The sequence below is a fragment of the Streptomyces sp. NBC_01431 genome, assembly GCF_036231355.1.
Lineage (GTDB): Bacteria > Actinomycetota > Actinomycetes > Streptomycetales > Streptomycetaceae > Streptomyces.
In genome coordinates this window covers 826,355-850,008 of sequence record NZ_CP109496.1, presented here as the reverse complement: position 1 = coordinate 850,008, position 23,654 = coordinate 826,355, and the positions used below count along the sequence as shown (strand labels likewise).

Here is a 23,654-nt window from a genome sequence, read left to right as displayed (position 1 = left end):
ACATGTGGAGGATGACGACGAGCAGTACCGCCGGTCGCCGGGTCACATGCGACGCAGCACCACGATGACGACGAGCAGTACGGTCGCGCCCGCGCACATCCCATGGGCGACGACCGCGGCGAGGGGGAAGTGTCGCTCCGCCGTCCCGGCCTGGGAGTGCCGTCCGGAGCTGGGCAGCCAGCGCAGCAGCATCATGAAGCCGAACGCGGCCACGATCAGCGCGACCGCGCAGGCCGCCCAGGCCGACCCTCGCACTCCGCCCATGAGGTAGGCGCTCCAGGCGACGAGCCCACCCGCGGCCAGCAGCACATGGCCTCCGACCAGCCACAGCGGCAGCCTCGTCACCCCGGGCAGGCGCTGGCTCAGTCCACCGTGCCGGATCCAGACCGTGGCGAGGTAACTCCCCAGCCCGGCCGTCAGTAGCCAGACCCACCAGACCAGAGCACGCATGCTCCCCCCCATCCCTCCGCCCGCCTGTTCGCGCTTGGCGGGCGGCCCCAGCACACCGCACGACGGGCGAAATGGGTGGACATCCATTCCTGTATTCACCCGTTGGCGTGAAGAGGGGGGTGAACGCCGAGCATGCTCGCGCCTTTTGTGAAGCGGAGTTCAGCCGTTGCTGAGCGAGCCGGTCTCGGCGGCGTAGAGCTCCGCGGCGTCGAATCCCATCCCGGTGAAATGGCCCGCGAGTTCGAGTGACAGCGCGCCGTGGAGGCGGGTCCAGAAGGTGAGGGCGCGGCTGAGTGCGGAGGGCGGGGCCTGGTGCTCACCCGCCCAGGACCGGTGGCCGGCCAGATGCGTGTCGAGGGGTAGTGGGGTGGCGGGCGGCTGCTCGGCTGCGCAGGCGTCGAGGATGACGGCCATGATCTCGGAGGCGATCCGGGTGGTGTCCTCGGGAGCCCGGTAGCCGGGCACGGGGGTGCCGAAGACGAGGAAGTACCGCTGGGGATCGTCCAGGGCCCACTGGCGCAGGGCGTACGCGAGCCCGGCGAGGTCCGTGCCTGCCGCGGCGCGGGTACGGAAGGTGTCGGCGAGGCTGCGGTAGGCGTCCCGGATCAGCTCGGTGATCAGTTCGTCCCGGCCTGCGAAGTACCGGTAGAGGGCGGGCCCGCTCACGCCGATCTGCTTGGCGATGGCGTTGAGGGAGATGGCCGAGGCCCCGGCGGTGGCGATCTGCTCCCAGGCGTGCTTCTTGATCTCCTCCCGCACTTGGGCGCGATATCGCTCCCGGGGAGTCCTTGCTTCCGATTCGGCCACGCCCGCCTCCAGGCTTCGCGACTACCGCTTCAATGTTCGTTAGACGCTATCACTACCCCTCTTGGCTCTCACGACAGAAAGACTTGGATCAGACTCGGCCCAGGTGTTCGCGGAGGCCGCACACCGTCGGCGGGCGTGCCGCCGGACAGGTCCGTCCTCGGCCCGGGGCGCCGGAACCCGGCGGTGTCCGGATCGGTTCCACGGAAGGTCGCCTTCCGTGCGGGGGCGGTGACAGGCGGCCAGCGCGCTGCCAGAGTGTGCGCGCACGCCACGTTTGCGGGATTCCGGCCGGACCCGTCCGTGTTGTCACCCGGCGCCGCCGTCCGCGGCGCCCGGCTCCTGGAGCACGCCTCAGCATGCCCCGCTTGGTGTCACGCCGGGCGCGGGCCGGAGAGGGGAACTCGATGGGTTCATGGCAGTGGAGCGATCAGCAGCGGCCCACCGGCACGGTGGGTGTCAGGGCCACCATGGGTGCGGTCACCATGAAGGACGACCCGCAAGCCGCGCAGCGTCCGTACGTCTTCGTACGCGGCCTGGACTCGAAACTGCACGTCAACTGGTGGGACGGCAAGGCGTGGCACTGGAGCGCCCAGGGGGCACCCAGCGGGCGCGCCATCATCGAGAAGGTCGGCGCCGTCACGGTTCAGGACAACCCGAACGCGGCGCAGCGCCCGTACGCGTTCGTCATCGGCGACGACTCGAAGCTGTACGTGAACTGGTGGGACGGCTCCAAGTGGACCTGGAGCGACCAGGGCACGCCCAGCGGGCGCCTGGTGCGCGAGGGCGTCGGGGTGGTCACCGTCCAGGACAACCCCAGCGCGCCGCAGCGTCCGTACGTCTTCGTCATCACCGACGACTTCCGGCTGTGGGTCAACTGGTGGGACGGTTCGAAATGGAACTGGAGCGACCAGGGCGCACCGCCGAGCCGCACCGTCTCGCGCCCCCTCGGGGTCACGACGGTGCGGGACGCCCCGAACGCCTTCACCCGCCCCTATGCCTTCGTCATCACCGACGACTCCCGGGTCTGGGTCAACTGGTGGGACGGCTCCAAGTGGAACTGGAGCGACCAGGGCGCGCCGTCCGGGCAGCCGGTCAAGAAGGGCGCCGGCGTCATCAGCGTGCGGGACAACCCGAACGCGGCGGACCGGCCGTACGTCTTCGTCCAGGGCTACGACTCGAAGCTGTACGTGAACTGGTGGGACGGTTCCAGGTGGAACTGGAGCGCTCAGGGCACGCCCAGCGGGCGGCTCATCCTCGACTCCGTCGGCACGATCACGATGAAGGACGACCCGAACGCCTTCACCCGCCCCTACGTCTTCGTCATCGGCGACGACTCCAAGCTGTACGTGAACTGGTGGGACGGCTCCAAGTGGAACTGGGCGGCCCAGGGCACGCCCGCGGGCCGCGTCATCGAACGGCCCGGTGAGGCCATCACCGTGCAGGACAACAAGAACGCGACGCAGCGCCCGTACGCCTTCGTCATCGCCGACGCGTCCGACCTCTGGGTCAACTGGTGGTCCCTGCCGTAGGCCGCAGGCCTTGGGTGACCGGCGGGCCCTGAACGCTCATGGGGTCCGCCGCATCGACGGCCGGGAAGTCGCCGGCGTACTGCCGCTTGCGACGACCGGCCCACGCACCATACTGGTCGGGCCCCCGATCACCCACAGAGCGAGTCCATGGCCAAGAACAGCACCTTCTCGTCCACCGTCCCCGACACCGCATGGCTGGGACGCGGGCGCCACCTCGGGCCCGAGCCCGAGCAGGACGTCCGGCGCAACCTCATCGCCCTCAAGGCGGCCGGGGTGCTCGACGACTTCCTGGACCTCGCCCCCGCTGACGCGGCCCGCTCCACCGTCCTGCACCCGCGGGACGAGTCGGCCGACCCGGGGCCGTCGGCCCGCCGCCTGTTCGAGGCCCGCTGGCGGGTGGCAGACGACGTCATGGTGCGTGCCCAGCTGACCACGTACGACCCGGAGACCCGCCGCAAGGAAGGCGAGGGCGTCACCTGGGTCCTCGCCGCCGAGGCGGAGCGGGCGTGGGACATGCGCTGGGCCTCGCCCGCCACGATGTTCTGGCCCGACAGCGACCGGATCGCCTGGGACCACGACACGGTGCCGGACCTGCGTCTGCGGACGGTCAACCACCTGCCGAAGGACGACGACGAGCTGCGCCACCGGCTGCGGGACTGCACTCGGCAGAGCTGGTTCATCCATGTCGTGGTGCACGAGGCCATGACGCCGGACGCGCTGGGGCAGCGGCCGGTCTCGGCGTTCCTGCCGCCGAGTCTGCGGCACCGGGTGGTCGAGCACCGGGGCACACCGGAGCAGGCGCAGATCGCCGACTTCGCGATGAAGCGGGAGCTGAACGTGAGGATGCCGCGCGGCGGCGCCGTCGTCCTGCCCACGGTGCCGCAGAACCCGGACTACGACGCGGAGCGCTTCACGGTGCGCACGGTCTTCCTGGACGGCTCGGAACCGACCGAACTCCTCGACAGGATCAAGGAGTTCGCCGCGCTGGCCCGGCCGTTGCCGACCGACGCCGAGCGGGCCCTGACGCGGCTGCGCCAGGGCTGGCACCTGCTCACCCCGGACGAGGAACTGGTCCACGCCCAGGGCATGGTCACCAAGTACGCCGAGGCGCTCGAAGCCATGACGAACTCCCGCGACCTCTACCGGGAGGCCGCCGAGGCGGCGCAGGCCGCGCTGGCCGAGGCGAGCGGCGGCGACGGGGTGCCCCGGCTGCCCTTGCCGAGGCCGGCCAAGACGGACGGCTCGCCGCTGAACGCCCTGACGAAGGCGTTCGGCCGCTTCCGCGACCCGAACAAATAGCACACGCGCCGCCACTGCCCGGCCCTCGTAGGGCTGCCGGGCCCCAGGGCCATTCGGGCTGGCACAGGCGATGGTTACCGCGCTGCGCCCTTTTCGCGGCATTAGCGTGTGAACACCGCAGGCCCCACAGCCTGACGGACCCCACCCATCACTCTGTGAGGCGCTACTTCATGAGCCTGAGCATCCGCAACCAGATCGCCGGTACGGTCCGCTCCGTGAATCCGGGTGAAGTCATGGCGACCGTCAAGGTCCGCCTCGCCGGTGGCCAGGACATCACCGCCGCGATCACCCTGGAGGCCGTCAAGGAACTCGGTCTCGCCGAGGGCTCCGCGGTCAAGGCCCTCGTGAAATCCACCGAGGTGTCGCTGGCGACCGGTCCGGTCGAGGGCCTGTCCATTCGCAACCAGATCGCGGGCGTCGTCGCCGATGTCGCCGCGGGCGGCGCCATGGCGGCGGTCAAGGTCGCCGTCGACGGTGGCGAGCTCACCGCCGCCATCACCAAGGACGCCGTCGCCGACCTCAGTCTCACGGCCGGTTCACCCGTTGTCGCGCTGATCAAGTCGACCGAGATCTCCCTCTCCGTCTGATCCCCGGGCGGCGTGAGGGGCCCCGAAGCCCTTCGCGTACGTGGTCGGCACCCGCTCCCCGTCGCCCTGCGTCTGCGGCGTCGCATCCGACGCGCGCGGGGGGCCGCCGGGTGCCGCGCGGAACGAGGTCAGCGCGCGGCTGCCGCCCGGACCGCGGCCTCGGTCAGCGTGGTCGCGGTCCGGGTCGCGCTGGCCACGGCCTCCTCGGCGTCGAGTCCGCACAGGTCCATGAGGCTGAACAGGGCCTCCGCGCTGATGGCCACCGCCAGATCCCTCTTGAGCTGGGCGAACACGTCGGGGGCCGCGGCGGCGAGCGAGTCCCCGAAGGGCGCGAGCGCGTGGTCGATGAGCCCGAAGCGGAAGCCGGGCCGCGCGGTCGCCGTACGGGGCCGGGTGATGGTGGCCGCGATCATCGCGCGTACGGCGCCCTGCCGGGCGAGCACGCCGCGGAGCAGGAACTCGCAGGCGAAGCCGACGCGTTCGGCCGGGTCGTCCGAGTCGGCGACGGGCTTGAGCGCGTCGGCGGGAGCGGGCCAGGTGCCGACCAGCGCTTCGCTGAGCAGCGAGGCGAGATCGGGAAAGTACCGGTAGGCGGTGGCGTCCGACACCGCTGCCGCGCGGGCGATCGCCGGCATGGTGACATCGGCGCCGGTGCCGATCAAGGTGCGGGCGGCGTTGACGATCGCCGTCCGGGTGCGCTTCTTCTGGTCGCACCGCCCCGTGTCGATCCGCGCCGTAGCCATCGATGCGCCCCTTCCGGCAGTCCCTTCCGGCCAACGTTCCGGTCGACTCAGGTCGACCTTCCGTGTCGACCGTAGCATTCCCGGCCGTCTTCGTGAGAGAGCACTTGCACGAAGCGGTCCGGCTCTCTACCTTCATGAGAGACAACTCTCACGAAGGAGTTCGCGATGAACGAGGTATCCGTGGTCGGCCCCGACGGCGGCGAGACCATCCAGCTGGGCCGGGTCCAACTCCGCATCCTCGAAGACGGAAGCACCACCGGGCACCGCCTCGGCATCGGTGAGATCGTCCTGGCCCCGCACACCCAGGGCCCGCCGCAGCACCGGCACGCCCAGCACGACGAAGGGTTCTACGTCGTCTCGGGCACCGTGCACTTCACCGTCGGCGAGACCACGTACGTCGGCACACCGGGCACCCTCGCCATGATCCCGCCGGGCGCCCCGCACACGTTCGCCAACCTCGGCGACGAACCGGCCGTGATGGTCAACACCTTCACGCCCGACCTGTACGTGCAGTACTTCCGGGACCTGCGGGACATGATCGCCGGCGGCCGGGAGCTGACCCCCGAGGCGAGCATCGAAGTAATGAGCCGTTACGCGACCGTTCCCGCCACCGACTTCGGCTGAGCGGAGCACGGCGAAACCCGCCGCCCCGTCACGCCTGCCAGCGCCACCCCCGAACACCGCTCACCTCAGGAGAAGCAATGACCAGCACCGTCCATGCGCTCACCCTCCCGGCCGGTTCCCTCGATGTGACCGTCGAAGACCGGGGACAGGGGCGCGTCGTCCTGCTCCTCCACGGCGGAGGCGGGCCGCAGACGGTGGCGTCGTTCGCCCAACTCATGGCGGAACAGAGGCAGTTCAGAATCATCACGCCCGTTCATCCCGGTTTCGCCGGCACTCCCCGGCCCGACTGGCTGACCGATGTGGCCGGTCTCGCCGAGGCGTACGCGGCGCTGCTCGATGAACTCGGCCTGACGGACGTCACCGTCGTCGGCAATTCCATGGGCGGCTGGATCGCCGCCGAACTCGCCCTGCGCGCGGGCGACCGCATCAGTGGCATGGTCCTCGTCAACGCCGTCGGCATCCACGTTCCGGGACATCCCATCGCCGACACCTTCTCCCTCACGCCCGCCGAACTGTCCCGGCTCTCCTTCCACGACCCGGCCAAGTCCCCGGTCCCCGCCGCGCCCACCGACGCCCAGCGGGCCGCCATGGCCGCCAACCGTGCCGCCCTGACCGTCTACGCCGGACCGCACGCCATGGCCGACCCCACTTTGCAGGAGCGCCTGGCCAAGGTTGAGCCCCCGGTCCTCGTCGCCTGGGGCGAGAGCGACCAGGTCGTCGACTCCACCTATGGACGCGCCTGGGCGACCGCCATCCCCGGAGCCCGGTTCGAACTGCTCCACCGCACCGGGCACCTGCCCCAGATCGAGACCCCGGACCAACTCCTGGCCGTGGTAGGTCACTTCGCGGACCTGTACGCCACGGGTGGCTCCCATCGCTGACCACTCCCGAAAGCGAACAGGGGGAGGGGAGGGGTTGGGGGCACACATGCCGGGACGGGCTTCGCCGCCGACATGTCCCCGCCGCGCCGGGCGCGCGCGGGGAACCGCGCAGGCGGGGATTCCGTCGACAAGGATGGCGTCCCCTCCGACAGGGCCACCTCCCCTACACCCGTCCATGGCCTAGTACGGAAGCACTCGAAGGATCAAGGGCGATCGGAAGAGTGCAAGGTCACAGCCCTGACCACTGCTGCTCCTTTGTGCGGCTGGCCTAGCATGCGAGCATGACGGTCCTGCCTGACGACGGGCTTTCGCTGGCAGCCGAGTTTCCTGATGCGACCCATGAGCAGTGGCAGCGCCTTGTCGAAGGCGTACTGCGCAAGTCGGGTAAGGATGTCTCGGGTGCGGCAGCCGAAGACTCCCTGTCCACCACGCTGGAGGACGGGCTCGGTACGCGTCCCCTGTACACGGCGCGCGACTCCGCGCCCGATCCCGGTTTCCCCGGCTTCGCGCCTTTCGTACGAGGAGGCCGAGCTGAGGGGAACACCACTGGCGGCTGGGACGTGAGGCAGCGGCATGCGGCCGTCTCGGACGGCGCGGTGCTCGGTGACCTGGAGAACGGGGTCACTTCGCTGTGGCTCGTCGCCGGTGACGGCGGGTTCCCGGTGGAGTGGCTGCCCCGGGTCCTGGACGGTGTCTATCTCGACCTCGCTGCCGTCGTCCTGGAAGCGGGGCGTGAAGTCGAGCCCGCGGCAAGGGAGTTGCTCCACCTGTATGAGGAGCGCGGGGTCGCCAAGGAGGCGGCGCGCGGCAACCTCGGGGCCGACCCGCTGGGGCACCAGGCTCGTACGGGGGAGGCGTTCGACTTCGCGTCGGTGGCCGGGCTCGCGCGGCTGTGCGCCGACCAGTACCCCGGGCTGAGGGCGCTGACCGTGGACGCCCTGCCGTACCACGAGGCCGGCGGCTCCGCCGCGCAGGAGCTCGGCTGCTCCCTCGCGACCGGCGTCGCCTACCTGCGGGAGCTGACCGAGGCGGGACTCTCGGCCGAACAGGCCGCCGACCAGCTGGAGTTCCGGTATGCCGCCACCGCCGATCAGTTCCTGACCATCGCCAAACTGCGGGCCGCCCGCCGGCTGTGGGCGCGGGTCACCGAGGTCTGCGGCGCGCCCGCTGCGCAGCTCCAGCACGCCGTCACCTCGCCGGTGATGATGTCGCGCCGCGACCCGTGGGTGAACATGCTGCGCACGACGGTCGCCACCCTGGCCGCCGGAGTCGGCGGCGCCGACGCCGTCACCGTGCTGCCCTTCGACCACGCCCTCGGCCTGCCCGACGCGTTCGCCCGGCGCATCGCCCGCAACACCTCCTCGATCCTGGTCGAGGAGTCACACCTGGCCCGGGTGATCGACCCGGCCGGCGGCTCCTGGTACGTCGAACGGCTCACCGATGAACTCGCCCGCGCGGGCTGGGAGTTCTTCCAGAAGGTCGAGCGCGCGGGCGGCCAGGCGGCGGCCCTGCGCTCGGACCTCATCGGTGAGGACCTGGCGAACACCTGGGCCGTGCGCTCGGCGAAGATCGCCAAGCGGCGCGAACCCATCACCGGCGTCAGCGAGTTCCCCAACCTCGCCGAGCCCCCGGTGGAACGTGTGCCCGCGCCCCGGCCGCCGTCCGGCGGACTGCCCCGGGTGCGACGCGACGAGGAGTTCGAGGCACTGCGCGCCCGCTCCGACGCCCACCTCGCCGCCACCGGCGCTCGGCCGCGGATCTTCCTGGCCACCCTGGGACCGGCCGCCGCCCATACCGCGCGGGCGACGTTCGCCTCCAACCTGTTCCAGGCGGGCGGCATCGAACCGGTCACCGGGAACGCCACCGCCGAAGCCTTCCGGGCCTCCGGCGCCGCCGAGGCCTGCCTCTGCTCCAGCGACGCGCTGTACGAGGAGCAGGCCGAAGCTGCGGCCGGCACCCTCGCGTCGGCCGGTGCCGCGCACATCTTCCTCGCCGGGCGGCCCACGCCGTACACCGGTGTCGACGCCCATGTGTTCGCGGGCTGCGACGCCGTCGCCCTGCTCTCCGCCACCCTCGACCGCATGGGAGTGTCCTGATGGGAATCCCCGACTTCTCCGGGGTCGAACTGGGCGTGCCGCGCGCCGAGGGCTCCGCCGACCAATGGCGTACGGCCCTGAAGCGAGCGGCCGGCGGGAGCGAGCCGCTCTGGGAGACGCCCGAGGGCATCGCCGTCGAGCCGCTGTACACCGGTCGCGACACGGAGGGCCTGGACTTCCTCGGCACCTACCCGGGCATCGCGCCGTATCTGCGCGGGCCCTACCCGACGATGTACGTCAACCAGCCCTGGACCATCCGGCAGTACGCGGGCTTCTCCACCGCCGAGGAGTCCAACGCCTTCTACCGGCGCAACCTCGCGGCCGGGCAGAAGGGCCTGTCGGTCGCCTTCGACCTGCCCACCCACCGCGGCTACGACAGCGACCACCCGCGGGTGACCGGTGACGTCGGCATGGCGGGCGTGGCCATCGACTCGATCTACGACATGCGTCAGCTCTTCGACGGCATCCCGCTGGACAAGATGACCGTGTCGATGACGATGAACGGCGCCGTGCTGCCGGTGCTGGCCCTGTACATCGTGGCCGCCGAGGAGCAGGGCGTACCGCCGGAGAAGCTGGCGGGGACCATCCAGAACGACATCCTCAAGGAGTTCATGGTCCGCAACACCTACATCTATCCGCCGAAGCCGTCGATGCGGATCATCTCCGACATCTTCGCCTTCACCTCGCAGCGGATGCCGCGCTACAACTCCATCTCCATCTCCGGCTACCACATCCAGGAGGCCGGAGCGACGGCCGACCTGGAGCTGGCCTACACGCTGGCCGACGGCGTGGAGTACCTGCGGGCCGGGCAGGAGGCCGGGCTCGACGTCGACGCGTTCGCGCCCCGACTGAGCTTCTTCTGGGCGATCGGCATGAACTTCTTCATGGAGATCGCCAAGATGCGGGCCGCGCGCCTGCTGTGGGCCAGACTGGTCAAGCAGTTCGACCCGCAGAACGCCAAGTCCCTCTCGCTGCGCACCCATTCGCAGACCTCCGGCTGGTCGTTGACCGCGCAGGACGTCTTCAACAACGTGACGCGCACGTGTGTGGAGGCGATGGCGGCCACCCAGGGCCACACCCAGTCGCTGCACACCAACGCCCTGGACGAGGCGCTGGCGCTGCCCACCGACTTCTCGGCGCGCATCGCCCGCAACACCCAGCTGCTGATCCAGCAGGAGTCCGGCACCACCCGGGTCATCGACCCGTGGGGCGGCAGCGCCTACGTGGAGAAGCTGACGTACGACCTGGCGCGGCGGGCCTGGCAGCACATCGAGGAGGTCGAGGCGGCGGGCGGCATGGCCAAGGCCATCGACGCGGGAATCCCCAAGCTGCGCATCGAGGAGGCCGCCGCCCGCACCCAGGCCCGGATCGACTCGGGCCGTCAGCCGGTCATCGGCGTCAACAAGTACCGCGTCGACAGCGACGAGCAGATCGACGTCCTCAAGGTCGACAACTCCTCGGTCCGCGTGCAGCAGATCGAGAAGCTGCGGCGACTGCGCGCGGAACGCGACGAGGGAGCCTGCCAGGACGCGCTGCGGGCGCTGACCACCGCCGCCGCGGGCACCGGCAACCTCCTGGAGCTGGCCGTGCACGCGGCACGGGCGAAGGCGACGGTCGGGGAGATCTCCGACGCCCTGGAGAAGGTGTACGGGCGGCACTCCAGCCAGATCCGTACGATCTCGGGTGTGTACCGCAACGAAGCAGGGGAGTCGCCGTCCGTGGAGCGCACCCGCACGCGGGTGGACGCCTTCGAGGAGGCCGAGGGCCGCCGTCCGCGCATCCTGGTCGCCAAGATGGGCCAAGACGGCCACGACCGCGGCCAGAAGGTCATCGCCACCGCCTTCGCCGACCTCGGCTTCGACGTGGACGTCGGCCCGCTGTTCCAGACCCCGGCGGAGGTCGCACGCCAGGCCGTCGAGGCCGACGTGCACATCGTCGGCGTGTCCTCGCTGGCCGCCGGTCACCTCACGCTCGTACCGGCGCTGCGGGAGCAACTGGCCGAGGAAGGACGCGAGGACATCATGATCGTGGTGGGCGGGGTGATCCCCCCGCAGGACGTGCCGACCCTCCTGGAGATGGGAGCCACGGCGGTCTTCCCGCCGGGCACCGTGATCCCGGACGCGGCGCACGACCTGGTCCACAAGCTCGCCGCCGACCTCGGACACGGCCTCTGAGCCCCATGGCGATCGACGTCGACACCTATGCGAAGGGCGTACTCGACGGGAAGCGGGCGTACATCGCGCGGGCCGTCACCCTCGTGGAGTCCACCCGGCCCGATCACCGCGCCCTGGCGCAGTCCCTTCTCACCGAGCTGCTGCCGCACAGCGGGAAGGCCCGGCGCGTCGGCATCAGCGGCGTTCCCGGCGTCGGCAAGTCGACTTTCATCGACGCGCTGGGCACGATGCTCACGTCGCTCGGGCACCGGGTCGCGGTGCTGGCCGTCGACCCGTCATCGAGCCGCACCGGCGGATCCATCCTGGGCGACAAGACGCGCATGGAGCGCCTGGCCGTGGACCCGGCCGCCTTCGTGCGGCCCTCGCCCACGGCCGGCACGCTTGGCGGGGTGGCCAAGGCGACCCGGGAGTCGATCGTGGTGATGGAGGCGGCGGGCTACGACGTGGTCCTGGTGGAGACGGTGGGTGTGGGCCAGTCGGAGACGGCGGTCGCGAACATGGTCGACTCCTTCCTGCTGCTCACCCTCGCGCGCACCGGGGACCAGTTGCAGGGCATCAAGAAGGGCGTCCTGGAGCTGGCCGATGTGATCGCGGTGAACAAGGCGGACGGCCCGCACGAGCGCGACGCCAAGGCCGCGGGCCGCGAACTGGCGGGCGCCCTGCGGCTGATGCACCCCGCGGACTCGGCCTGGACCCCGCCCGTCCTGAGTTGCAGCGCCCGGGAGTCGACCGGCCTCGACGCCGTATGGGAACGCCTCGAACAGCACCGCACCCTGCTCGACTCGACCGGCCGGCTCGCCGCCAAGCGCCGCGAGCAGCAGGTCGACTGGACTTGGACGATGGTCCGTGACGAGCTGCTCGGCCGTCTGCACGCGGATCCCGCGGTACGGTCCCTCGCACCCTCCCTCGAACGGCAGGTCCGCGAGGGCGAGTTGACGGCCACCCGCGCCGCCGAACGTATCCTCGACGCGTTCGGCGGCGCGGGCTGACCGGGGCGCGCCTCGCGGAACAGGCCGTGGGTGCCCGCCTTCTCCGAGCCACGTGAGCCGGCCAACCTGAGGGTGGCGTACGAAGGCAGGTGCAACGGGCGGCGGCCCCGGCTCGCGCACGACGCGAGGCCGATTCTCGACAGGGCCGGCACTGTTGTTCAGCCAAGCCGAGTCGGCCGGGTGCGAACACGCGCCCACCAGGGCGAGCGCGCTGGATGGGTGGATCGTCCCCCTCGCATGGTGTGAAACCGGCCAGGCGCCATGAGTTGACCAATCGCCAGGATGTGTAACGTGCGATGTGCGTGACGATTTGGTGAGGCGTGGCGAGGAGGGGGCAGTGAGCGGGGTAGTGATCTACCTGCCGCGGGCAAGCGGCGATGTGGCGGGTGAGCCGTGCGGTGACGCGGTGACACTGCGGCTGGGCCCGGGGGAGGTGGCACGCTTCGGGCGCGGCTCCGCGACCACCCCGGTCGAACTCCGCCTCGAGGACGAGGCCATCTCCCGGCTCGCGGGCGAGATCCGGGTGACCGACGACCACTGGCAGCTCAGCAACCTCAGTACGACGCAGAGCTATCTGGTGGAGAACCCGGAAGGGGCGGGGGAGTACCTGCGCGTGCCGCCGCGACGGGCCGGCGCACCCATCCCCTTCGAGTTCTCCCGGGTCGTGCTGCCCGCCCGGCGCAACACCTCGGTCGCCTTCCAGGTGTTCGCGCCCGACCACGTGTACCTCGACCCCGAAGGCATGGGCGGGCAGTGGGGGAGTCGCACGCTCACGGCGTACTCCCTGGACGAGACGGCCCTCTACTTCCTCATCCTCGTGGCGCTCTGCGAACCGCGGCTGCGCGACGAGTCGCCCGTCGCGGTGCCGACCACACCCCAGATCGTGGAACGTCTCAAGGGGCACGCCGCGTGCGCCCGGCTCACGGCTCGGGCGGTCAGTTCGCACATCGACTACCTCGCCGACGAGAAGATGCGGATCAGCGCACCGGCCGAGTCCGGGCCCCGCAGGGAAGCCCGCCGCAACGGCAAACGGGAGGCGATCGTCGGGCTCGTGCTGCGGTTCGGTCTGGTACGGGAGGAACACCTCGCGCTGCTGCCGCCGAGGGCCGCGGCGGGCGCGCGGGAGCGGGGGCCGGCGCGGTGAGACGGCGACCCGCAGACCGCGACGGAGGGCGGACCGGGAGGGGATACGGTGCACGGCGCGGCGAACACACCGGGAGGTGACCGTACGGAACTCCTTCCACGCGGCTACCGCGTGGGCGGCTGGGAGGTCACGGAGCCGATCGGGGCCGGGGGCTGGGCAACTGTCCATGCGGGCAAGCCAGTTGAGGGTGACGCCGCACAGGAGGCGGCCGTCGCGCTCAAGGTCCTGCCGACCGCCGGCCTCGCGCCGCGCCAGGCCCGCAAGGTCGCCGAAACCGCCCGGCGCGAAGTCGAGTTCGGCCGGCGGTCCAACCATCCGAGGCTGATCCGCCTGCTGGACACCGTGGTACTCGCCGAACCCGACGATCCGTTGCTGGACGGCGCGATCGTGCTGGTCATGGAGCGGGCCGAACGCAGTCTTCGGGATCTCCTCGATTCCGGCGTGACCGAGGCCGAGGGCGCCCGGCTCGTCGCCGAGATCTGTGAGGGCCTGGCGCATCTGCACCGCGGCGGATGGGTGCACGGCGATCTCAAACCGGACAACATCCTGCTCATGGCGGACGGTTCGGTGAAGCTCTCGGACTTCGGGCTCGTCACCCAGCTGACCGGCACCCACGGCACCCACGGATACGCGCCTCCGATGGGCACCTTCGACTACCTCCCGCCCGAACGCTGGAAGGCGCCGCTCGGCGAGCACGGCGTCGAGGTCCGCCCGAGCGCCGACATCTGGGCCCTGGGGATCACGGTCCACGAGCTGTTCGCCCGCGGCGCCTCGCCGTTCCCCGGCGCCACTCCCATGGCACGCGGCGCCGCGGCACAGGAGTACGCCGACGGGCGGGCAACGCTGCGCCTGGACGGCGCGGTGCCGCCGTTCTGGCGCGCGCTGGCCGCCGACTGCCTGGCCCCGACCCACCGCGTACGCGCCCAGCACACCGCCGAGAGCCTGCTGGCGCGCATCAGCGCCCGGCAGGCCACCGAGGTAGACGCCACCGTGCCGCCCGGACGGCACACGACACCCCGCCGCCGACGTCGACGCGCCGCGCTCGTCACCCTCGCGATGTGCGCGGTCGGCGCGACGGTCTGGCCCCACGTCGGGTACGACGCCACATCCACCGGACCCGGCGCCACGACCGACCAAGCCGCCGGCCGGATCCGGGTGTTCAACGCGGACCCGAACTGCCGGGGCCATACGGACCGGGACCCGCAGTGCAGTCTCGGCCTGGCGATCGACCCGCTGCGGCCCTACACGATCGACAACGTCGTACCGACCCGGGTGTGGCAGGGCGACGAAGTCACCGCCGACTGCCGGACGCGAGGCATGCCCATCATCGACGAGGCGGGCACACACTCCGCCGACTGGTACCGCGTCCGCCTGCCCGGGACTCCGGATCGGCCCACCGCCTGGCTGCCCGCCGTGCGCACGAAGGACCGGCCACCGGTCCCCGAGTGCCCCTCTCCCACCCCCGTTCGGTGAGGGACCCCCGGAGCCCCGGCCGCCATGGGTACCTCCGAGCCCCGAGCCCCTTCGCCGCCACGGTCAACCACCCCGACCGACAAGGCGGAGGGCCGAAGGGCACAGGGCATCGGCACGAGCAGAGTCCATCGCGGATCCTCCCGCGTGTCACCCCGGATCGTTCCGGATGTCCGGCCCCGTGTTGCGAGGGCTACCGTGCGGATGCTGCCGGCTCTTCCCCGCCGCCACTCGGCCGCACGTACCCGAAGTTCACCGACCAGGAGGTTCTGTTGAGCGAGCACCGCCCCACCCGCAGGAATGTCCTCAAGGCCGTCGGCGGAGCCTCCGCGGCGCTGGCACTCGGCGCCGGGACCGTCCTCTCGACGGCGTCGGCGGCCAACGCGGCCGACGACGGCTTCGGGCTGCGCATCGTGGAGCGCGGCGAGACCGACCCCCGCATGTGGTACTACCGCTTCCAGACCGCCGAGATCGGCTGGCAGCCCGCCGTCAACGTACTGCTGCCCGACGACTACCACTCCAGCGGACGCACCTACCCCGTGCTCTATGTGCTGCACGGCGGCGGTGACGGCCAGGACTTCATCACCTTCGACCGCCTGGGCATCCGCGACTGGACAGCGGGCAAGCCGGTCATCGTGGTGATGCCCGACGGCGGCCACGCGGGCTGGTACTCCAACCCGGTGAGCTCCACCGTCGGCCCGCGCAACTGGGAGAACTTCCACATCAACCAGTTGATCCCGTGGATCGACGCGAACTTCAGGACGTTCGCCGAGTACGACGGCCGTGCCGTCTCCGGGTTCTCGATGGGCGGCTTCGGCGCGCTGAAGTACGCGGCCAAGTACTACGGCCACTTCGCCTCGGTGAGCTCCCACTCCGGCCCGGCCAGTCTGCGCGGTGTCGCGGGCGGCGTCGCGGGCGGCGTCGTGCACTGGGCCAACGCCTCGTCCGCGGCCATCGAACTGGGCGGCGGTACGGTCTACGGCGTGCCGTGGGACCAGAACCGGGTCAGCATGGACAACCCGGTCGAGCGGGTCGAGAGCTACCGCAACAAGCGGATCTTCATGGTCGCGGGCACCAGCCCCCAGCCGACGTTCTGGGACACGTTCAACGAGACCGGGGTGCTCGACACCCAGCGGGAGTGGCGCGGCTTCCTCGACCGCGCCGGCATCCCGCACGAGTGGTACGAGGTCCCCGGCGGCCACTTCGTGCGCCCCGACCTGTTCATTCGTGACCTCGACGGCATCATCGGCCGGCTCCGCAGGGCGTAACGCCCGGCGTCCGGCCGTGGGCCCCGTGGGCCGGGACCGGGTGACGCTCTGGGAGGACCCAGGCCGCACCCGCCCGGCCCACCGGCACGTCCGGGGACCGTCGGCATCCGGGCTGCCCAGGGCCGGGGGTGAGCCGTGTCTCACCTGGGCGGTGCCGCTTGTCTATGCAACGAGTTGCATAGAAGGATTCGGGCATGGCGCTTGAGCACGCGATCCTCGTCTCGCTGTTGGAGAAGCCGGGGTCCGGCTATGAGCTGGCCCGGCGCTTCGACCGCTCCATCGGCTACTTCTGGGCCGCCACCCACCAGCAGATCTACCGCATCCTCAAGCGCATGGAGAACGACGGCTGGATCCACGCCCGTGAGGTGGCGCAACACAACCGGCCGGACAAGAAGGAGTACTCCGTCGCCGCTCCCGGCCGGGCCGCACTCTCCGGATGGCTGCACGAGCCGATCGAGCCGGAGAGCGTCCGGCACGAACTCGCCGTGAAGATCCGCGGCGCGGCCTTCGACGACCCGGCCGCGCTGCTGCGCGAGGTGGAGCGACACCGTCAGGCGCACGTCGACCGGCTCGCGCACTATCTCGCCGGCGAGCGGCGCGACTTCACCGGCCCCGAAGCCCCCGCATCCGACACCGGCCGGGAGCTCCAGCACGTCGTGCTGCGCGGCGGCATCGCGTACGAGCGGATGACGCTCGCCTGGCTCGACGACGTGATCGCCACCCTCCACCGGCTCGGTGCCGAGCGCTGAACCGGTGCGGCGCGCCGCCTTCGGGCATCCCAGTTCTCCCTCCCCTCCCCAACTCCCCGAGCCGGAAAGGCGAATGGCCATGGCCGACCAGCTGCTGTTCAACCCGCGCACCTACGACCCGACGCACTTCGACCCCGAGACCCGCAGGCTGCTGCGCGCCACCGTCGACTGGTTCGAGCAGCGCGGCAAGCGCAAGCTGATCGAGGACTACCGCTCGCGCGCGTGGCTGGCGGACTTTCTCGCGTTCTCCGCCAAGGAAGGGCTGTTCGCGACGTTCCTCACCCCGGCCTCCGCGGCCGGGGAAGGAGAGGACGACAAGCGCTGGGACACCGCCCGGATCGCCGCCCTCAACGAGATCTTCGGCTTCTACGGCCTGGACTACTGGTACGCGTGGCAGGTCACCATCCTGGGTCTCGGCCCTGTCTGGCAGAGCGACAACGCGGTGGCCCGCACCCGCGCGGCCGACCTCCTCTCCCAGGGCGAGGTGTTCGCCTTCGGCCTGTCCGAGAAGACCCACGGCGCGGACATCTACTCCACCGACATGCTGCTTGAGCCCGACGGCGAGGGCGGCTTCCGGGCCACCGGCTCCAAGTACTACATCGGCAACGGCAACGCCGCCGGGCTCGTCTCCGTGTTCGGCCGGCGCACCGACGTCGAGGGCCCCGACGGCTACGTCTTCTTCGCCGCCGACAGCCGCCACGAGGCGTACCAGCTGGTGAAGAACGTCGTCGACTCCTCGAAGTACGTCAGCGAATTCCGCCTGGAGAACTACCCGGTCGGTGCCGAGGACGTCCTGCACACCGGCCGTGCCGCCTTCGACGCCGCCCTCAACACCGTCAACGTCGGCAAGTTCAACCTGTGCACCGCCTCGATCGGCATCTGCGAACACGCGATGTACGAGGCCGTCACCCACGCCCACCAGCGCATCCTCTACGGCCGCCCCGTCACGGCCTTCCCGCACGTGCGCCGCGAGCTGACCGACGCCTACGTCCGCCTCGTCGGCATGAAGCTGTTCAGCGACCGTGCCGTGGACTACTTCCGCTCCGCGGGCCCCGACGACCGCCGTTACCTGCTCTTCAACCCCATGACGAAGATGAAGGTGACCACGGAGGGCGAGAAGGTCATCGACCTGATGTGGGACGTCATCGCGGCCAAGGGCTTCGAGAAGGACAACTACTTCGCTCAGGCGGCCGTCGAGATCCGCGGCCTGCCAAAGCTGGAGGGCACCGTCCACGTCAACCTGGCGCTGATCCTGAAGTTCATGGGCAACCACCTGCTGAACCCGGCCGAGTACGCGCCCGTGCCGACCCGCCTGGACGCGGCCGACGACGACTTCCTCTTCCGGCAGGGACCGGCCCGGGGCCTGGGCGCGATCCGCTTCCACGACTGGCGCACCGCCTACGACGCGTACGCCGAGGTGCCCAACGTCGGCCGCTTCCGTGAACAGGCCGACGCCCTGTGCGAGTTCGTCGCGGCCGCCGCCCCCGACGAGGAGCAGAGCCGCGACCTCGACCTCCTGCTCGCCGTCGGCCAGCTGTTCGCGCTGGTCGTGCACGGCCAGCTGATCCTGGAGCAGGCGCGGCTGACCGGCCTGGATCAGGACGTACTCGACGAGCTCTTCGCCGTCCTCGTCCGCGACTTCTCCGCGCACGCCGTCGAACTGCACGGCAAGGACTCCGCCACCGCGGAGCAGCAGAACTGGGCGCTGGGCGCGGTACGGCGTCCGGTCGTCGACGAGGCCCGCTCGGCGCGCGTCTGGGAACGCGTCGAAGCGCTGGCCGGGACGTACGAGATGGCTCCTTAACCGCCGCCCGAGCCTCCTGGCCACACGGTCGCGCCGCCCAACCACCAGGTCAGGCGGCGCGATTGAGGCCGTCGTCCGGGTTCCGGCCCGGGGACCTGTGGCCTTGGGCCGGGTCAGCCGCTGCAAGAGCTGAACCGCCGAAGCTGCCGTGAACTACCCGAGGACATGCGGTAGTTGGGGCCTGCGGGGTCGCAACCTCGCGGGGTCGGAGGCCGTGCAGGGGGAGGGGGCGAGCCCGTCCTGACAGGGCGACGACCTCGCCGCGCCTGCCTGGGACCCCCGCGTCAGCCGTGGTGGGGATAGTCAGGAAGGGTGATGGCATTCGACGCGTGGGTGAGTTCGTCGGACGTGGCCCTGCTGCCGTCGGGCCGGGGATGGGCGAGCTGCTGGTTCTCGTCCACGTAGGCTCGCATCACCTGCTGATAGCGGTCGAAGGCCGCGCGGTGGTCGCCGCGGCTGCTCGCGAGTTCGCCGACGAGTACGTAGGCGCCGGCCAGGGCCAGGCTGGTGCCCTGGCCGGATCGTGGTGAAGGGCAGTAGCCCGCGTCGCCGGCGAGCCCGATGCGCCCGTTCGACCAGCGGTCGAGGCGAACCTGGCTCATCGAGTCGAAGTAGAAATCCGGCGCCTCCCGCATGCTTGCCAACAGCTGGGGTGTTTCCCAGCCGACGTCGGCAAAGCGTTCCGCGAGGAGGTTCTTCTGCTGATCGAGATCGCGGTGGTCGAAGTCGAGTTCCGGGGACCGGAAGAGGAGCATCGCCCGTGCCTCGGTGTTCTGCCGCGCGCTGTAGACGCCGACCACCGCGTCACCGGCCTGGTGGTACATCTGCCAGTGGTCGAGGCCGAGGTAGTTCTCCAGACTGAAGATCGCGAGATAGCTGCCGAGGAAGTGGAGGAACTCCGACTCGGGGCCGAAGGCCAGGCGGCGCACGCCCGAGTGCAGGCCGTCCGCGCCGATCACCAGGTCGAAACTGCGCGGACGTTCGTGCCGGAAGCGGACCTCAACGGCGTCGTCGTTCTGTGTGAGGGAGGTGATGACATCGCCGAACAAGTACTCGGTCCCGTAGCGGCTCGCGTCGAAGAGCATGGTCGTCAGGTCGTCGCGCATGATCTCGACATCGTCGTTGTCGATCAACCCGCCGGTCAGGGTGGCCTCGGTGGACCTGGACAACTCCTCGCCCCGACCGTCCACGAATGACATCCCGCGCATGTTGGTCGTCGCGGCCTGGATCTTGTCGAGCAGCCCCATCCGTTCCACGACCTGTAACGCGGTGCCCCGGATGTCGATGGCCTGCCCGCCCCTGCGCAGGCCGGGCGCCCGCTCCACCACCGTGGGACGAAACCCCGCGCGCTGCAACCAGTGAGCCAGCGTCAGCCCTGCCACACTCGCTCCGGATATCAAGACATTCGTGTTCCGCATGGTCTTCTCCCAGTGCTGCCGACGTGTATCCCGGTGACCGCATCAGCCGCGGTCCACGGACTCCTTGAGTCTTCGCCAGGGATGAGGTGACGGCAATGCACAGTTCGGCACGTGATAGTTCCGTTCCGGGCAATAACTCCCGTCTTGCAAAACCGAGTTCACCGCCGGCTGGCCTGGAGAGTCAACGTACTCAAGGGAGTCCGGGCCGTGGCGACGAGGCAGGGGAGAAGGCCTACGTCTTCCACGGCACGGGCACCCTCGTTTTTTGTCCGGCTGTTGCTGCCGTGATCACCTGCCGGATGGGCTGTGACGCCAGACCTGCCTATTACCGGCCGATGAAGCCCGGTCGGGCCAGGAGAGAGGGCCGGTAATCCGGGCAACGGACGAAACTGCTGTCAGGCGGGCCCTCAGCGCAGGCCGGCGAGGTTACTCACGGCAGTAATCGTTCCGTCGGCGAGAACGCGCACGGCGTTGACCGTGCCTTCGGCGCCGCCAAGACCGGTGGCGCTGGCTGACGTGCCTGTGAGTCCAATGAGCGCGGCGGCCCCGATGGCGATGGCTGCGGCGCGGAGAATGCGGCGTTCCATGATGACCCTTTCCTGCATGGCTGGTTGGAATTTGTGCAACGTCACGCCGGTCCGCGCAGCAACGTGCACCCGCACCCCACCACCCAAATGGCCGGGATGAAATGATCAACTCCCGCGTCCGCTTTGCCGAAGGGCGAAAGCGGCTTGATTGGTTTGATCCCCCCGTCCCGGCCCAGCTCGCTCCACGACGCGCCAGCCGACCCGGGCGACGCTCGGCCAGGAAAGGGAACAGCCTCCAGGCGGCAGCGGTGGTTCAGGCCCAGGTGCGGTCGAGGAAGTCGGCGATCAGCGGAGCGATCTCGGGCAGGCGGTCCTCCAGTGCGAAGTGGCCCGTGTCGAACAGGTGGAGCTCAGCGTCGGGCAGGTCGCGCAGGTAGGCACGGGCTCCGGGCTCGGGGAAGAAGGGGTCGCCAATGCCCCAGGTGATCAGAGTCGGCGGCTGATGCTCGCGCAGCCACGCCTGCCAGTCGGGGTAGGCGGCGACGTTGCTCTTGTAGTCGTAGGCGAGCGCGCGCTGCGCCTCCTTGCGGCCGGGCAGGTCGAGGAAGTGCTGATCCAGCAGCCAGCCCTCGGGGGCGATCAGCTCAGGGTGGGCGGTGCCGCCCTCGTACTGGGCGCGGGTGGCGTCCACGGTCAACAGGTCGAGGATGGCCTGGTCGGCGCCGGGGGTGTCCGGGGTGAGGGCGGTGAATTCGCGGGCCGCGTCCGACAGGCCCTCGGCGTACGCGTTGCCGTTCTGGACGATGAGGCCCGCGATCCGCTCCGGGTGCCGCAGCGCCAGGCGGAAGCCGACGGGCGCGCCGAAGTCGAAGAGGTACATCGCGAAGCGCGTCAGTCCGAGGTGTTCGGTGAAACCCTCGACGGTATCGGCGAGTTGGTCGAAGGAGTAAGTGAAGCCGTGCGGAGCACGGGTGTGTCCAAAGCCGGGATAGTCGGGAGCTATCAGCCGGTAGTGCTTGCCGAGGGTGTCCATGAGGCGGCGGAACTGGTGCGAGGCAGAAGGGAAGCCGTGCAGGAGCAGCACCACCGGGGCGTCGGGACGCTCGGGCAAGGACTCCCGGTAGAAGACCTCCACTCCGTCCACGTGGACGACCCGATGGGCGGTGCGAGCCGGAACGGCCATGTGGGACGTGGACGCAGACAACATGTCACATGCCTCCTTGGAGAGAAGATGCATTAGTTCTACCTTCAGGATGACTAATGCGTCAACTGCGTGATGTAGCATTAGTCCATGTCCGACAGTGAACCGTTGACCGGCGAGGCCCTGGCCCTGGATCTGGTGAACACCCGTCCGGCTGGCGGCGACGGCCGTGTCGACCTCCTCGCCACCGCACAGCAGTTGTCCGACTGGCTCGAACGGGAGGCGTACCGGCTGCCGGGGGAGGTCTCGGGCGCCGCGCCGACGCGGGGCGATCTAGCCCCCGTTCACGCCGTGCGCACCCACATCGAAACCGTCGTGCGCGCCCTGCTCGCCGGAACCAGGCCCCCCGCGTCCGCCCTGCGCGGACTCACCGAGGCGCAGCGCGCGGCGCCTTCCGTACGTGAACTCGGTTGGGACGGCGCCACGGTCACAGCCGTCAGTCGCCGTACCGGCCCGTTCGGGGACCGCCTCGCGGCGCTGCTCGCCGATGCTGCGGCCGACCTGTTCACCGACCCGGCCATTGGCAGGCTCAAGGAGTGCGAAGCTGGTGACTGCGTGATGGTCTTCCTGCCGTCACACCCCCGCCGCCGCTGGTGCTCTCCCACTCGCTGCGGCAACCGCGCCCGCGTCGCCCGGCACTACCGACGCCACAACTCCGCTGACTGATCCGGCAGTTGACGTCGCGGGTGGCGTTCAGGCCCGAAGGCTCCACCGTGAACGCCACCCCCACAACTACTGGCCTCTCCCTACTCTCGCCGCCCCTATCTCGGCTATGAGTCACACGTCCGCCTCGCCGCATAGGGCACGGTCCAAAGGGTGCCTCGCCGTGAGCCGACACGACGCACTGAGGGTCAAAGATCCCAAATTGCCGCAATTCTTATCTATATCTTCATGCCGAGCACTCAACCCAGGGCTTCACGCCCAGGTAAGAAAGGGCCAAATCATGCGCAAGTTTCAGCGCGCTGCCGTCGTAGTCGCAGCGGTCACGGGGCTGTCCGCCCTCGGTATCGGCGTCAGCTTCGCCGACGGCTACAACGCCCCTCCGCAGGTCACGGCGGTGGCCAGCTCGCAGGCCAACGCCGTGGCCACGTACGGCACCGCGGTGGCCAGCTCGCAGGCCAATGCCGTGGCCACGTGGGGCGGCGGCCAGTAATCAACCGCGTCCCAGCCCCATAGGCGACATTCCTCTCCGTGCCCGAATGCGGTTCCAGACAGATCCCCCGCGCCACACACCTTCGGGCGTGGGCCACGCCGGAACCCGCATTCGCGCATGAGACCGCCACACCCGAGTGGGTCCAAGGACGCGCGCTGTAGCGTCCCTGGGCCCACCGGTCTGGACCGTGGTGCGCTGCGATGTGCGCCGGTCTCGACAGTTGCCACGTTCCCCGCTTCGCGCACGCACCGGGGCGTGCGGTGATCAACCCCCAGGGGGTCATGGACTCGCGGGTGTCTGCCCGGGGGCGCATCCAGCGTCGGCGACTGCTCCTTGAACGACGTGCGGGCCATCGCCCAAGTCCCTCTGGCGGACGGGTAGTTCGACGGAAGTGAGGGCAAGATGACGGGCTGGGTTACGAACCGGCGTCCCTCGCGGGGATCGGCCGGTGCAGGGGGGCGCCGCGCGGAGGGCGTCACCACCGAGCGGTGGATCCGGGGGGTGGGCGGCGTGGCCCGGCGGGTGAGAGCCGCGGGCACGGTGGTCGGTAGTGTCGTCGTCGAGGAGGAATTGTGAAGCGTCGTATTGTCGCCGCCTTGGTCGTTGTCGTCGCCGGGCTGATGCTGTTCGCGGTACCGGCCGCGGCTCAGGACGGTCAGCGCCATGCCGAGAGCAACGACTGGAACTTCCCACTCACCAACATCGGTCTGTTGTAGTAACGAGTTCAGCCTCGGGGAACAA

The 23,654-nt window shown here is 70.3% G+C and carries 22 protein-coding genes; 16 read left to right on the top strand and 6 right to left on the bottom strand.

Annotated features, from left to right (window positions below; genetic code table 11):
• Positions 1-42: 42 nt before the first annotated feature.
• Both OG522_RS04075 and OG522_RS04070 read right to left on the bottom strand, forming a co-directional pair.
• Positions 43-450, bottom strand: a complete 408-nt coding sequence (locus OG522_RS04075) for a hypothetical protein (RefSeq protein ID WP_329461531.1) — start codon at positions 448-450, stop codon at positions 43-45.
• Between the two features lie 159 nt (positions 451-609).
• A complete protein-coding gene (locus tag OG522_RS04070) occupies positions 610-1,257 on the bottom strand; it encodes a TetR/AcrR family transcriptional regulator (protein WP_329461530.1) in 648 nt (215 codons plus the stop codon).
• Between the two features lie 404 nt (positions 1,258-1,661).
• Here OG522_RS04070 and OG522_RS04065 point away from each other — a divergent pair, with 404 nt between their 5' ends.
• From OG522_RS04065 to OG522_RS04055, 3 genes are all read left to right on the top strand, one after another.
• A complete protein-coding gene (locus tag OG522_RS04065; protein ID WP_329461529.1) occupies positions 1,662-2,786 on the top strand; it encodes a hypothetical protein in 1,125 nt (374 codons plus the stop codon).
• Between the two features lie 147 nt (positions 2,787-2,933).
• Positions 2,934-4,085, top strand: coding sequence for a hypothetical protein (locus tag OG522_RS04060; protein WP_329461528.1), 1,152 nt, complete (start codon positions 2,934-2,936; stop codon positions 4,083-4,085).
• 170 nt (positions 4,086-4,255) lie between these two features.
• Positions 4,256-4,672 (top strand): TOBE domain-containing protein, encoded by a 417-nt coding sequence (locus OG522_RS04055; protein WP_329461527.1) that lies wholly within the window; start codon positions 4,256-4,258, stop codon positions 4,670-4,672.
• A 128-nt stretch (positions 4,673-4,800) separates the two neighbouring features.
• On the opposite strand, the gene OG522_RS04050 is transcribed toward OG522_RS04055, so the two are convergent.
• Positions 4,801-5,415: a TetR/AcrR family transcriptional regulator gene (locus OG522_RS04050; protein ID WP_329461526.1), complete on the bottom strand. Its 615-nt coding sequence runs from the start codon at positions 5,413-5,415 to the stop codon at positions 4,801-4,803.
• A 165-nt stretch (positions 5,416-5,580) separates the two neighbouring features.
• Here OG522_RS04050 and OG522_RS04045 point away from each other — a divergent pair, with 165 nt between their 5' ends.
• From OG522_RS04045 to OG522_RS04000, 10 genes are all read left to right on the top strand, one after another.
• A complete protein-coding gene (locus OG522_RS04045) occupies positions 5,581-6,039 on the top strand; it encodes a cupin domain-containing protein (protein WP_329461525.1) in 459 nt (152 codons plus the stop codon).
• Positions 6,040-6,116: 77 nt separating this feature from the next.
• Positions 6,117-6,920: an alpha/beta fold hydrolase gene (locus OG522_RS04040; protein ID WP_329461524.1), complete on the top strand. Its 804-nt coding sequence runs from the start codon at positions 6,117-6,119 to the stop codon at positions 6,918-6,920.
• 281 nt (positions 6,921-7,201) lie between these two features.
• Entirely contained in the window at positions 7,202-9,016 is a 1,815-nt protein-coding gene (locus tag OG522_RS04035) for a methylmalonyl-CoA mutase subunit beta (protein ID WP_329461523.1), read from the top strand.
• Entirely contained in the window at positions 9,016-11,190 is a 2,175-nt protein-coding gene (gene scpA, locus OG522_RS04030) for a methylmalonyl-CoA mutase (RefSeq protein WP_329461522.1), read from the top strand. The genes OG522_RS04035 and scpA overlap by 1 nt, the downstream gene beginning before the upstream one ends.
• Before the next feature lie 5 nt (positions 11,191-11,195).
• Complete coding sequence (meaB, locus tag OG522_RS04025; RefSeq protein WP_329461521.1) at positions 11,196-12,179, top strand: methylmalonyl Co-A mutase-associated GTPase MeaB; 984 nt, start codon at positions 11,196-11,198, stop codon at positions 12,177-12,179.
• A 337-nt stretch (positions 12,180-12,516) separates the two neighbouring features.
• The gene (locus OG522_RS04020) at positions 12,517-13,323 is read left to right on the top strand and encodes a serine/threonine protein kinase (RefSeq protein ID WP_329461520.1); all 807 of its coding nucleotides are present in this window, start codon (positions 12,517-12,519) and stop codon (positions 13,321-13,323) included.
• A 48-nt stretch (positions 13,324-13,371) separates the two neighbouring features.
• Positions 13,372-14,796, top strand: a complete 1,425-nt coding sequence (locus OG522_RS04015) for a serine/threonine-protein kinase (RefSeq protein WP_329461519.1) — start codon at positions 13,372-13,374, stop codon at positions 14,794-14,796.
• A gap of 269 nt (positions 14,797-15,065) precedes the next feature.
• Positions 15,066-16,061: an alpha/beta hydrolase gene (locus OG522_RS04010; protein WP_329461518.1), complete on the top strand. Its 996-nt coding sequence runs from the start codon at positions 15,066-15,068 to the stop codon at positions 16,059-16,061.
• 194 nt (positions 16,062-16,255) lie between these two features.
• Complete coding sequence (locus OG522_RS04005) at positions 16,256-16,810, top strand: PadR family transcriptional regulator (RefSeq protein WP_329461517.1); 555 nt, start codon at positions 16,256-16,258, stop codon at positions 16,808-16,810.
• Positions 16,811-16,889: 79 nt separating this feature from the next.
• Positions 16,890-18,614 carry an acyl-CoA dehydrogenase family protein gene (locus OG522_RS04000; protein WP_329461516.1) on the top strand — a complete coding sequence of 575 codons (1,725 nt, stop codon included), beginning with the start codon at positions 16,890-16,892 and terminating at the stop codon, positions 18,612-18,614.
• A gap of 284 nt (positions 18,615-18,898) precedes the next feature.
• Here OG522_RS04000 and OG522_RS03995 read toward each other — a convergent pair whose 3' ends face one another.
• The 3 genes from OG522_RS03995 to OG522_RS03985 all read right to left on the bottom strand — a co-directional run bounded on the left by OG522_RS03995 (position 18,899) and on the right by OG522_RS03985 (position 21,766).
• Entirely contained in the window at positions 18,899-20,032 is a 1,134-nt protein-coding gene (locus tag OG522_RS03995) for an FAD-dependent monooxygenase (RefSeq protein ID WP_329461515.1), read from the bottom strand.
• Between the two features lie 407 nt (positions 20,033-20,439).
• Complete coding sequence (locus OG522_RS03990; protein ID WP_329461514.1) at positions 20,440-20,619, bottom strand: hypothetical protein; 180 nt, start codon at positions 20,617-20,619, stop codon at positions 20,440-20,442.
• A gap of 253 nt (positions 20,620-20,872) precedes the next feature.
• Positions 20,873-21,766: an alpha/beta fold hydrolase gene (locus tag OG522_RS03985; RefSeq protein WP_329461513.1), complete on the bottom strand. Its 894-nt coding sequence runs from the start codon at positions 21,764-21,766 to the stop codon at positions 20,873-20,875.
• An 84-nt stretch (positions 21,767-21,850) separates the two neighbouring features.
• On the opposite strand from OG522_RS03985, the gene OG522_RS03980 reads away from it, so the two are divergent.
• From OG522_RS03980 to OG522_RS03970, 3 genes are all read left to right on the top strand, one after another.
• Positions 21,851-22,426: a CGNR zinc finger domain-containing protein gene (locus OG522_RS03980; protein WP_329461512.1), complete on the top strand. Its 576-nt coding sequence runs from the start codon at positions 21,851-21,853 to the stop codon at positions 22,424-22,426.
• Between the two features lie 277 nt (positions 22,427-22,703).
• Positions 22,704-22,913 (top strand): hypothetical protein, encoded by a 210-nt coding sequence (locus tag OG522_RS03975; RefSeq protein WP_329461511.1) that lies wholly within the window; start codon positions 22,704-22,706, stop codon positions 22,911-22,913.
• A gap of 572 nt (positions 22,914-23,485) precedes the next feature.
• Entirely contained in the window at positions 23,486-23,629 is a 144-nt protein-coding gene (locus tag OG522_RS03970; protein WP_329461510.1) for a hypothetical protein, read from the top strand.
• Positions 23,630-23,654: the final 25 nt, after the last annotated feature.

Excerpts from the sequence above, each read along its gene's own strand:
- OG522_RS04075 (WP_329461531.1), bottom strand. The coding sequence starts at position 450 with ATGCGTGCTCTGGTCTGGTGGGTCTGGCTACTGACGGCCGGGCTGGGG.
- OG522_RS04065 (WP_329461529.1), top strand. The coding sequence starts at position 1,662 with ATGGGTTCATGGCAGTGGAGCGATCAGCAGCGGCCCACCGGCACGGTG.
- OG522_RS04060 (WP_329461528.1), top strand. The coding sequence starts at position 2,934 with ATGGCCAAGAACAGCACCTTCTCGTCCACCGTCCCCGACACCGCATGG.
- OG522_RS04055 (WP_329461527.1), top strand. The coding sequence starts at position 4,256 with ATGAGCCTGAGCATCCGCAACCAGATCGCCGGTACGGTCCGCTCCGTG.
- OG522_RS04050 (WP_329461526.1), bottom strand. The coding sequence starts at position 5,415 with ATGGCTACGGCGCGGATCGACACGGGGCGGTGCGACCAGAAGAAGCGC.
- OG522_RS04045 (WP_329461525.1), top strand. The coding sequence starts at position 5,581 with ATGAACGAGGTATCCGTGGTCGGCCCCGACGGCGGCGAGACCATCCAG.
- OG522_RS04040 (WP_329461524.1), top strand. The coding sequence starts at position 6,117 with ATGACCAGCACCGTCCATGCGCTCACCCTCCCGGCCGGTTCCCTCGAT.
- OG522_RS04035 (WP_329461523.1), top strand. The coding sequence starts at position 7,202 with ATGACGGTCCTGCCTGACGACGGGCTTTCGCTGGCAGCCGAGTTTCCT.
- scpA (WP_329461522.1), top strand. The coding sequence starts at position 9,016 with ATGGGAATCCCCGACTTCTCCGGGGTCGAACTGGGCGTGCCGCGCGCC.
- meaB (WP_329461521.1), top strand. The coding sequence starts at position 11,196 with ATGGCGATCGACGTCGACACCTATGCGAAGGGCGTACTCGACGGGAAG.
- OG522_RS04005 (WP_329461517.1), top strand. The coding sequence starts at position 16,256 with ATGGCGCTTGAGCACGCGATCCTCGTCTCGCTGTTGGAGAAGCCGGGG.
- OG522_RS04000 (WP_329461516.1), top strand. The coding sequence starts at position 16,890 with ATGGCCGACCAGCTGCTGTTCAACCCGCGCACCTACGACCCGACGCAC.
- OG522_RS03995 (WP_329461515.1), bottom strand. The coding sequence starts at position 20,032 with ATGCGGAACACGAATGTCTTGATATCCGGAGCGAGTGTGGCAGGGCTG.
- OG522_RS03990 (WP_329461514.1), bottom strand. The coding sequence starts at position 20,619 with ATGGAACGCCGCATTCTCCGCGCCGCAGCCATCGCCATCGGGGCCGCC.
- OG522_RS03985 (WP_329461513.1), bottom strand. The coding sequence starts at position 21,766 with ATGTTGTCTGCGTCCACGTCCCACATGGCCGTTCCGGCTCGCACCGCC.
- OG522_RS03980 (WP_329461512.1), top strand. The coding sequence starts at position 21,851 with ATGTCCGACAGTGAACCGTTGACCGGCGAGGCCCTGGCCCTGGATCTG.
- OG522_RS03975 (WP_329461511.1), top strand. The coding sequence starts at position 22,704 with ATGCGCAAGTTTCAGCGCGCTGCCGTCGTAGTCGCAGCGGTCACGGGG.